Source organism: Vibrio sp. 10N.247.311.13, from assembly GCF_041467595.1.
In the GTDB taxonomy this organism is placed as follows: Bacteria; Pseudomonadota; Gammaproteobacteria; order Enterobacterales; family Vibrionaceae; genus Vibrio; species Vibrio crassostreae_C.
In genome coordinates this window covers 1-10,327 of sequence record NZ_JBFSUX010000091.1, presented here as the reverse complement: position 1 = coordinate 10,327, position 10,327 = coordinate 1, and the positions used below count along the sequence as shown (strand labels likewise).

The window sequence follows — 10,327 nt, the reverse complement described above, 5'->3', positions numbered from 1 at the left end:
TTTAAAGCCAAACACTTGAAGCACTGGTCGACAGCGTCAGCCGTGCTACGATTTGTTCTAAAGCCATAACTATTCGGGTCGGCAGTTGTTTCTGATATAGGCTCTAGCGATAATAGGTGTAGCGCTTGTTGTGCTCTGTCTATCATGCATGGGATGCCCAGAGGTCGAAGCTTGCCATTCTTTTTGGGGATATAGATACGCCAGAGTGGTTTCGCTTGGTAAGCTTTCCGACTCAGTTGATTTACTGCTTTCATACGACGCGTGTCTGTATTCCAGACAACGCCGTCTATTCCAGGCGTATTACTGCCTTTATTTTGAGAAACTCGCTTAACAGCAAGAAGTTTTGCTGAGCGAGAGTGAGTCAGTATCCACTGCAATGCTTTTGCTTTGCCGTGTTTACCGTCTCTAGTTGCCTTTGCGATACGCATTTGAAGCTTTAAGACGTTCGCCTCTACGGCCTTCCAGTTAATGGATTGCCACAGTGCACTGTCAGAAGATGCACTAATCTCATTCGAAATCGTCATTTGCTTTTCTTCCTTAATAAAGTTCTTCAAACTCTCTCGCAACGAGAGACCAGTTGGAAGTGGGCTCACTTTCGTGATCAGGCACAAACCTGTATCTGCGTCATTACAATGCAGCCTTTGCTTTTTCCAACCTCCTCTACCCGCATCATTATCGGCCACAGGGGCTTTCCCGTAGGGAGAGATACAGGCTTACCGTGTTCCGTATGTCACGCAATGTCAGTTTAGATGCCCGCTATGGTGCGGAGAGTTCAATGATCACGAAAGAGCATGGGGCAATCTCTTTCCGACTCTCGTGCCTTTTGGCTACAGCGTATTAACCACTTCCGCTGTTTCATCATATAACGCACCTTACGCGGATTCACTTATGTTCATCATGCTGACTACCTAGCACTCACCCGATGTTGTGGTTATCAGGAGGATCGTTCTCTCACGATTTCAATCCCGATTGGAAAATACCAACCTTCGTTACATTGTCAAAGCCGCTACTTTATTCAGGCTCCTAGGTTCATCTGGTGATACAGATGGTTCACTCGTTTAGCGGTGAACAGCGCTTCATACGACTTCACGTCGCACGCCCCAAGCTGTATTACCTCTTGGTTGCTACCAAAATTAATGGAATTTCAAAAATTTTACCCTGATATAAAAGTCGAACTTACTTCAACTATTACTCATTTTGTTGCGCCTAATTTTGATGTTTTTGACGCGACTATTATTTATGGCCAAGCATCAAAATCATCCTTAACTGAATCCCAATTGTTATTCCAAGAACAGCTGTCACCAGTTTGTACTCCAAATATAATGGAACAAATTAACGCGCCAATAGCTGGTGAGTTAGAGGCCAATGAGCTAAAAATACGCATTGCCCAATTTACGTGGCTACACGCAAATGTAGAACAAACTGATTGGAAAGCATGGCTAAATCATTGGCAAATAAAAGGGGTATCCAGTAAAAACAATCAACACTTTCAGACATTAGATCAGGCAATGAATGCGGCAATTCAAGGCTTTGGTATTGCCATTGGCGATATCAAATTAGCCGAGCAAGATTTAAAAGCAAAACGTTTGGTTAGACTTTACGATGAAGCGGTATCAACCGGTATGGGGTAATTTTTGGTTCAACCAAAAAATATTCAACATCCATTACTGCCTAAATTACTAGAAATGCTGACCACACAATAGTGATTGTACACTGTAAATAGTTCTGATAATCCAATAGTATTAATCATCACTACTGTGTGATGCTAGGTCAGAAAATATCAAACAAAGCATATTGTCTATTTTAAACTTATACACAAAGTAGACGTAAAAGTGTCAGTCTTTGCTACTGTTTTAGTTACTTGATTACATACTGGTACGTCGGGTTGTAGGGTAAAATTAACTTGATATATTATATCTTCAGGCGACCCTTTGAAGACAATCGTGTTTAAATCCGTTGATGATAGTAAGGTTGGTTGCCCCATGTATTCAAGCGTGAATCGATATAAGTCTTGGCGAGAGTCCAGAATCTGACTGTGCAGTGTCAATCCATAAGTGACTAACTTTGTAACAGGAACTGTCGATTCTTCTATATTGCGTAATTCAGTCATCATAGTCACCGAATGAAGTGACTGATAGATCAATTGATCTTGTTCCGTCATTGAACCTTTCACATCATCAGTATTAGGTAATAAAACGTCCGATTCATATCTTTCGCCATTCCCTACATCAAAAGTTACATGAGCAATTTCCGCCGCATTACCTAAAGGGGACACACACCATATAAACCCCAGTAAAAGCACTCGCTTGAAATAACATTTTAAAGAGGACTGGCACCTCAACATTGGTAGCAAGGAAAGATGCTTTGATTGGGATGGGCACTTTAGTGCCGTTTGTTGTGAGGGATAAACAGAGCATTTCAATTGTGATAAAAAAGGTTGATGTGAATGAAAAGTCGAGATCATTTAGGCTTAAGTCCAAGTTTAAATTTACCCTGAACTTTGAACTGAGATTGTGAAGTAATGATGGAGAAATAACGGAGTAAGGTAAAGTGAGCAGAATCGTTTAACTTGTTGTTTCGATTCTGCTGATGTGGCTAAAAACAAAAGTGGCAATTTTCACTATCGAGACCATATATCCCATTCTTTATCGACAAATGTTCCTCGCCGGCTTTTCTACCCAATAGGTAACCATGATCAAGAATGTCTTTATTCATTGTCATTCGTTTAACTTTAAAAGTCTCCGGAGGAGCAATCACTCGTAAGATTGCGTCTTTAGGTGGATTTCTAATGAAGTTCAGAGATTGATTGTAGTTATCCGCACGAACAAGCATTGATTCTGCAATATTTGGATATTTAGAGAGCAACTTTTTCATCAACCACGGATATTTTGTTGCTTTCATTTGATAACTTAAAGGATGAGATAAAATGACAGTAATATCACGAGCTCCGCGCCGATAAGCTTCTCTAACCGGTATAGAATCGGCTACACCACCATCGGTATAGCAGCCACCAGAGAAACAAGGTGTTTGGCGGTAAGCGATGGGAAGCGCTGTTGTGGCTTCAATAATGTCTTCAAGTGTCTCTGGTGTTATATCATAGTAATCGGCATTTCCTGTGTCTATATTTGTCACGGCTGCGTACATTGGAATGCTTGTAAACAGTTGGTCGAGGTTTAGTGGGTAACGTTTATTCGATTCTTGCAACAGCCATTTTACATCAGTAAGGTTTCCTCCTTTAGCAAAACGAGTTAGATTGTAGAATCCGTTATCTGTGGCTAATTGGGTAATGACTTCATAGCTCCGTTGCGGAGAATGTGAAAGATAGCCGATGAGATTAGAAGCACCTGCTGACACGCCAATAGTAAAATCGTAGGGTAGATAATTTTTTTCCATAAATGCGTCTAGCACTCCACTGGCAAAAATCCCTCTCATTGCACCACCTTCAACGACTAATGCGCTTTTTTTCATGTTTCGTTCCACTCTGCTACTCATTCATTTAATTAGGATAGATGAATGAGAAAGGAGAGTTAAATTGTTTGATGCTATCTATTTGATAGGGAGATTCTATAGATTAATCTGGTTAGATATTTATTAATAGGCATTATAAATACTGAGCCTTCAACTAATAACTATTTTAAATGGGTAATAAGTAATACTTTATAATTATTGAGGTTTATATTTATACGATAGGGTGACGATATACATATAATAATAAATATTATTATATGTATATCGTCAATAAAATTAAGTATATTTCCAAATGTTGACTTAATAGAGATATGAACAATGAAAAAATGTCTATTTGATAGTTGTAAAGAATGTATTGAAAACAACCACCAATATTCTGGATATAATCTTGTGAAGTTACGGGAAGATTGTGGTGCATCTAATAAACATCAGAGGCTTCTGTGTATCCTTAGTTCTCGAGGAGAAGGCGTTGTTTTTTCTACAGAGGAATTAAAAAAGTTTGTTTGGCCTCATAGTATTGTTGGTGAGAGCAGTATCCCACAGCTTGTACATCACGCAAAAAAATTCCTACCTGATGGGTATGACATTGTCTGCATAAGAAAGCATGGCTATTTATTAATTATACCTGACGGTAATATTTGTAAAGCTGACAGAGGGATTAAGTAATGAGTTGTAAAGAACTATATTCAGTATTAAATAATGATAGTTATAAATCTTTAATTAGCGTTAACTACAAATTAGAATCTATTGTAGATTCCGTTAAAAATATTATAGGTTATGAATGCCTAGTCAACATTATTTGGTTATCAGTAGAAGATGCTAAGTTCTTGTTTGAAAAAGAACTTAATTCCCCTTTTTTGTTTCTTGACCTCTTAAAAAGGTTAAATGCTAAACTAAATAGTACTAGTAACCAAGAGCTTACTTCTTTATTGAAAGATAAAAAACTCTTTATAAATATAGAGAGAAGTTGCGTATGTAATAGAATCATTGTTAATGAGATAATAAATTTTAAAGATAACTTAAAAGCACTAAATATTGATCTGGTTTTAGAAGTAACAGAAAGAGAAATCAGTGTTTGTTGGGCTTGCCCTGAAATTTATTCAGCTTTAAAAGAATTATCAGAAAATAACGTTAAGTTAGCTGCAGATGATTACGATATTTATGACTCTGATTTCAGAGAGTCAGAACTGTTTATATACGATTATGTAAAAGTAGAAGTACCAATTAATAAAAAACAAGAGAATAAATTAAATTTATTCTTGAATAGCTCACAGAATAATTTCAATGTAATTATAGAGAGAATACAATCTCAGTCAGATTTCCACCGGGTACTCTATAAGCGAACCCGCACCAACTTATCAGGGTATCAAGGTTTCTTATTTGGAAAGTCATTAAATGCTGATATTTAAATTGATAATATCAGTATTTAATTATAAAGCTAGGTATTTGGAATGATTTTATTTTTTTATTGCCTAGTGAGAAGTTAGTTATGACTATATATTTTTGGGGTCGTAAATAATAAATATTATTAAATTCATTATTAGTAATGAATTCAGTACAATCATTTTAACTAATATGATGTTTTTATTTTACTTTGTAATATGAACATTAACATATTGAATCTATTGCTAATGACTAAACGATATCGTCTTTTGATGGGCATATTGGCACTGTTTTAGTTGCTTTACGATACAAAAAAATAAATTTGGAATAGGTTTATGATTAATAATTTTACTAGAGTTTGTCGTTTTTTTCTGATTGTAGCGCTTGTTCAAAGTTTGTTTGGTTGTGGTCAGGGTGATAGTGATAATAATGCTAGCGATACTGCCATATCCAACGTTGCTTCGCCGGTTAGTATTACTGCGGAAGACATTTTAACTTCGATGTACAAAGGCGACACTGCTGTTATTAATCTTGCCAATTCAGTGCACTCTAGTGACAACAGCCCGGTAACCCTACAAACAGTAACCACTCTTGTCACCAACCCTTTATGCGATACGACACAAATTGGCAATTTGAATGTGTCTATTGAAGCACAAACATCGGGTGTTTGTGTTTATCAATATTCCATCACCGATTCAGCTAATGAGGTTGAACAAGACGGATTATTGCAAGTGGCGATGCTGGAAGAAAATGCAACATTAAAGAACTTAAATCCACTAACCTATGCTATAGAATCGGGTGACGAGTTAACTATAACGCTTAATGGAAGTGATGATCTGTTATTGCAACCGAGTGTCTCTTTAACTGGCTCTGGAACCGTTACCTCTGTAGATACCCAAGCGAACGAAATTCAATTTATAGCCAGTAATAATGAAGCCGATGCTGGTGTGTCTCGTTTAATTTATAGTTTTTCAGATGATGATGGTAATTTAAGTGTTGGTAATGTGTTTATTGCTGTTTCTTCAACTTCTTCAACTTATGCCAATAATAATGTTCCTCCTACTTTTGACTTTCAACACGGCATTTGGAGTTCAGATCAAGAATCGGTGTTCGAATATACCGAGGTTAAAACCAATGAAGAAATTACCATTGATCTTATTGATTACCTTCAACCAGGCCTTAAAGATAGTGACGGTAACCTTATTAAAAATTGTGCCCCTTCACCTTCAGAAAATTGCGTTTATTTGATTACCGATAGTACCACCGACCCTAATGTTCGTTACCTAAAAGATGCGGATGATGACTTTCTCCAGTTGGTTGATGTTCGTGTGTTTAATGCTTATGCAAAAGTCAATGCGCCTACCGTACTAGATTCTAACGACTTTGTTGGCTCTACTTTTCAATTTTCTGCAGGTACACCTGCAAACTATGTTGTTGCTTATACGTTGTCTGATCATAAAGGTGGCTTAGCGGTAGGATTAATCGATATAAAAGTGATTTCTCAATTAAAAGATGTCTATGTAGAGGAAACGGAGAGTCTGTTTTTAAGCCCGATTAATTACCAGCAAGCACAAGATGCAAGAATCAAGACGGCTGGATTTGTGTTGGGTGACGGTGTTGATGCTATTAGTCAGTATAAACAGCCACTTATTATGTGGGAACATGCTGAAGGAATGTGTCAGAGTATGGGGGCACGCTTACCTACAAATGATGAACTAGCCGCCTTGTTCAAGCAAGAAGGCCATATATATCAAAGTGACAATGCTAAGTGGTCTGCTCAGGAATCCTATTGGACATCAAATGATAACAGTGATGGGACTGCTGCTACTTACGATCTCAAATCGGGTCAAGAAGAATCAGCTGAGTTGCTAGCTGGAAAGCTTGTTACTTGTGTCGTTGGTGGCGGTTCAGGTATGCAAATTCGTATTCCTCAAGGAGGAGAAATACACGCAGAATCCGATTATCAATTATCAGTCGAATACTGGCTGGGAGGCAGTTGGATCAATTACACAAACAGCGGTATGCCGTGGACATGGTCTACAGATAATGCTCCATTATTTACGGTAGACAATAATGGGTATTTATCTACTCACGATCAACATGGTGAAGGGTATGTATCAGTGTATTTAAATAGTGACCCTTCGGTATCAACACAAAGTGGTCGGTTCTTTATTGAACATGAAATTATTTCGGGAGTTTACGGTGATATTCGAGATGCTGATTCAAAATACCCTTCTGTCCCTATCGATGGCACTAAGCTTGCTGCTGATTTAAATAGTGTTGACCCTCAAATGCTATTGCGTTGTGGTGCGATAGTGGATGCCTTTGGTGTGGTTAACGCTGACGGCTCGCATAATCTTGTAGGAGGAACTGGCGGGAGTAAAGATGATATACCTATGCTTGGTGTAAGGAATATCAGGGTAGAATGGGGTAACTATTACAATGATAAACAAGGTGGTGGTACAGAAATACTCAGTATGAAATTTGATTACCTTGATGGTAAAACTAAAGAATGTGGTAACTACAATGATTCGAGAAATTCAAGTAGAACGAGCGATACATTTTATCTTAAAGACGGCTATGAATTGATTGGCCTGCATTTATACGGAAATAGATACGGTCACGCTATTCAGTTTTATACTCGTATTATGTACCAATAACCCTATAACTATTAATAATATATAAATTAGTAATGCTATTTATTTTTGTGAGACTTTTACTCTAATTTTTTAAATGAATTTTAGAAATAAAGAAATTCATAAAGTGAATTTTACCCTAAAGTCAAATTTATTTATTAGAGTAATAAATGGTTTTGTAATTAATGAATTCGGTCTATGAATGATGTAATTAATTTTTATGGCTTTATTTATATAAATGTATTTTAAATTATTGTGGAATAATTATTATGATTCATAGTTTAATTAAATTGGGTCGACTTGTGTTAGTGACCGTTATTTTTCAGAGTTTACAGGGTTGTGGTGAGGGAGGAAGTTCGGGCGCTTCTACGGATACGGTTGACTCTAATCCGGATTCAGTCCTTGCGGATGTAAACATTTATACAGAAGATATTGCTACCTATGTTCACAGAGGTGATGTGGCGGTTATAGATATAGCAAATTCAGTCTCCTCAAATGACAATAACCCCTTACTATTGCAAACCGTTGTGAGTGTTGATAACGCCGCAGAATGTAACAATATACAGTTAAGTGAGTTTAAGGTCAGCATAGATGCTCAAACACAAGGGGTTTGTGTTTATCAATATGCGGTTAGCGATTTAGATAGAACAACAGAGCAACAAGGTGTGTTGCAAGTGACTATGATTGAAAGAAACGCAACCCTAACTCACTTAACGCCAATAAGTGATGGAATAGAATTAAGTCAAGAACTAGATATTGTTCTTGATAACCCAAATAATTTGACGTTGCAATCCAATGTATCGGTTGTTGGCAGTGGCTCGGTGACGGTTGATAGCTCAAGTAATACCATTCGCTATATTGCGAGCAGTGATGAGGCGGATGTCGGTGTCTCTCAGTTGGTTTATACCTTTGAGGATAGTAATGGTGATTTAAGTGTGGGTAGCATTTTTATCTCAGTGTCTTCCTATACCCATAATCATATTCCTCCTACATTTGATATCTATCATGGAACGTATGATACGAATGGAAATGTTGAATATTCGTATGTTGAAACGAATACAGAGACTGAAATAGATATTACGGATTATTTTCAACCCGGTTTGATAGATAGTGAAGGGACGGTTATCAATGATTGTGATGTAACAACGCCTACGTCAAATTGTGTTTATTTAGTGACAGACAGTGGTGCTTCTAACATACGTTATTTAAAAGATATTGATGGTGATTTTCTTCAATTAACCGATGTGCGGGTATTTAACGCTTCTGCGGTAGCGGATGCTCCTACTGAGTTACCATCGAAGGATTTGGTTAATTCTACCTTTAAATTTACGGCCTCTGCTCCAGGGTATTATACCGTTGCTTACACGCTGTCCGATCATAAAGGTGGGTTAGCCGTTGGTTTAATTAAAATTAAAGTTGTTTCTCAGCTTAAAGATGTTTTTGTCACCGGAGACGCTCTCCTATTCTTCGCGCCAATCAATACGGAACAAGCTGAGGATGCGAGGGTGGATATCACAGGGTCTGTGACCGGTGATGGGCTAGCGGCAATTAGTGGTTATGAACAACCATTGATTCACTGGGAAAGTGCGGATGGTTTGTGCCAAAGTATGGGGGCACGTCTTCCAACAAGTATTGAGCTAGCCAGTTTGTATGCTCAACAAGGTGCTATTTTTGCGAGTGACGCGAAATGGTCGGGGCAAGACTCTTATTGGTCATCAACATCGGAGAGTAATACCGGTTTTATTGCTTACGATTTGGCTACTGGCCAAGGGGAAGCCGTAACGCCTTGGACCGGTAAATTAGTGACATGTCTTAACTCAGATGATATCAATATTAGAATCGCTCAAAGCGGTGAATTAAAGGCTTCAAGTGAATATCAGCTGACTGTTGAATATAAATTGAATGGGAACTGGATAGATTTCTCTGGTGTGAATTTGCCATTGTTTTGGTCTACTGACAATGAGTCCCTCTTTTCGGTTGAATCGTCTTCTGGTGTGCTGACAACCCATGAAATATATGGCGACGGAAATGTAATGACTCACCTGGTGAGTGATGCTTCAATAAACGCGAGTTCTTCTTTTTATATATGTGGTGACTTAGCTGATGCATGTCTTGATCTGTTCGATACAGGCAACGGAAAATTATTTACCAATACACCATCAGTAGCATACTTAAATAGTATTGATGGAAGTGAAGCAACAAATGGAATCTATAATGAATTTGCAGGTCCAGTAGGTGGTTTTTACCTATTTAACTGGAATAATGCAAACACACTTTGCGATACCTACAATACCAATAGTCTAGGCGGACGAACTAACTGGGGATTAGCAACACTTGACGAGTTACAAATCGAACTATTCAAAGTATACGGCAGTATGTCTACCGCGCGCGGTTGGCCGTCTCGCAACTACTGGACGATGTTAAGTGACGGTGCTGAGTCCTATTTCAACGTTGACCTCCTCTTAGGTACCGACTTCACCCTTAATAAGAACGAGGTGGCCTACACGTCCTGCGTCTCAAATCCTTAAAGTTGAGCGTTTAGAGTTTAACGTTTTAATTTTTAATCTTAGTTTTTGAAGTGCCAGAGTTGTATCTGGCACTTGTTTGCTGCAGGTAAGCGAATACTGACGCTAAATTGGTATTGGTTAAAAGCGAGCAAAAAGTTGAATAGAAGAGAGGTCACACCTATCCCCCTCTATAACGAACAATGGTTCAATCGTCGATATGTTAGATAAATAAATCCCACGGCATCTTATATACAAATTGCTACAAACTGCTATAAGTAGAACCGGCGACGGTGTCGCCTGAGCGGCCAACGGCCGAAAACAAAAAGACTCAAC

The 10,327-nt window shown here is 38.1% G+C and carries 8 protein-coding genes; 5 read left to right on the top strand and 3 right to left on the bottom strand.

All coding sequences use genetic code 11. The features are described from left to right. On the bottom strand, positions 1–524 hold a 524-nt coding region (locus tag AB6E52_RS22000; RefSeq protein ID WP_372189977.1), incomplete at its 3' end, for a reverse transcriptase N-terminal domain-containing protein. Positions 525–1,064: 540 nt separating this feature from the next. Between AB6E52_RS22000 and AB6E52_RS21995 the strand changes: the two genes are divergently transcribed. Then, a complete protein-coding gene (locus AB6E52_RS21995; protein WP_371980094.1) occupies positions 1,065–1,631 on the top strand; it encodes a LysR substrate-binding domain-containing protein in 567 nt (188 codons plus the stop codon). Positions 1,632–1,798: 167 nt separating this feature from the next. On the opposite strand, the gene AB6E52_RS21990 is transcribed toward AB6E52_RS21995, so the two are convergent. After that, the gene (locus AB6E52_RS21990; RefSeq protein WP_371980093.1) at positions 1,799–2,275 is read right to left on the bottom strand and encodes a hypothetical protein; all 477 of its coding nucleotides are present in this window, start codon (positions 2,273–2,275) and stop codon (positions 1,799–1,801) included. A 320-nt stretch (positions 2,276–2,595) separates the two neighbouring features. After that, a complete protein-coding gene (locus AB6E52_RS21985; protein WP_371980092.1) occupies positions 2,596–3,468 on the bottom strand; it encodes a patatin family protein in 873 nt (290 codons plus the stop codon). Positions 3,469–3,786: 318 nt separating this feature from the next. On the opposite strand from AB6E52_RS21985, the gene AB6E52_RS21980 reads away from it, so the two are divergent. The 4 genes from AB6E52_RS21980 to AB6E52_RS21965 all read left to right on the top strand — a co-directional run bounded on the left by AB6E52_RS21980 (position 3,787) and on the right by AB6E52_RS21965 (position 10,015). After that, complete coding sequence (locus AB6E52_RS21980) at positions 3,787–4,134, top strand: transcriptional regulator (protein WP_371980091.1); 348 nt, start codon at positions 3,787–3,789, stop codon at positions 4,132–4,134. Then, complete coding sequence (locus AB6E52_RS21975) at positions 4,134–4,877, top strand: hypothetical protein (RefSeq protein ID WP_371980090.1); 744 nt, start codon at positions 4,134–4,136, stop codon at positions 4,875–4,877. Before AB6E52_RS21980 ends, AB6E52_RS21975 begins: the two co-directional genes overlap by 1 nt. A gap of 309 nt (positions 4,878–5,186) precedes the next feature. After that, on the top strand, positions 5,187–7,511 hold the full coding sequence (locus AB6E52_RS21970) for a beta-prism lectin domain-containing protein (RefSeq protein WP_372024986.1): 2,325 nt from the start codon (positions 5,187–5,189) through the stop codon (positions 7,509–7,511). Between the two features lie 245 nt (positions 7,512–7,756). After that, on the top strand, positions 7,757–10,015 hold the full coding sequence (locus AB6E52_RS21965) for a hypothetical protein (protein WP_371980088.1): 2,259 nt from the start codon (positions 7,757–7,759) through the stop codon (positions 10,013–10,015). Positions 10,016–10,327 lie beyond the last annotated feature (312 nt).

What these genes read in the sequence shown, in the direction of transcription:
- AB6E52_RS21985 (WP_371980092.1), bottom strand. Translation starts at nt 3,468, where the DNA reads ATGAAAAAAAGCGCATTAGTCGTTGAAGGTGGTGCAATGAGAGGGATT.
- AB6E52_RS21980 (WP_371980091.1), top strand. Translation starts at nt 3,787, where the DNA reads ATGAAAAAATGTCTATTTGATAGTTGTAAAGAATGTATTGAAAACAAC.
- AB6E52_RS21975 (WP_371980090.1), top strand. Translation starts at nt 4,134, where the DNA reads ATGAGTTGTAAAGAACTATATTCAGTATTAAATAATGATAGTTATAAA.
- AB6E52_RS21970 (WP_372024986.1), top strand. Translation starts at nt 5,187, where the DNA reads ATGATTAATAATTTTACTAGAGTTTGTCGTTTTTTTCTGATTGTAGCG.
- AB6E52_RS21965 (WP_371980088.1), top strand. Translation starts at nt 7,757, where the DNA reads ATGATTCATAGTTTAATTAAATTGGGTCGACTTGTGTTAGTGACCGTT.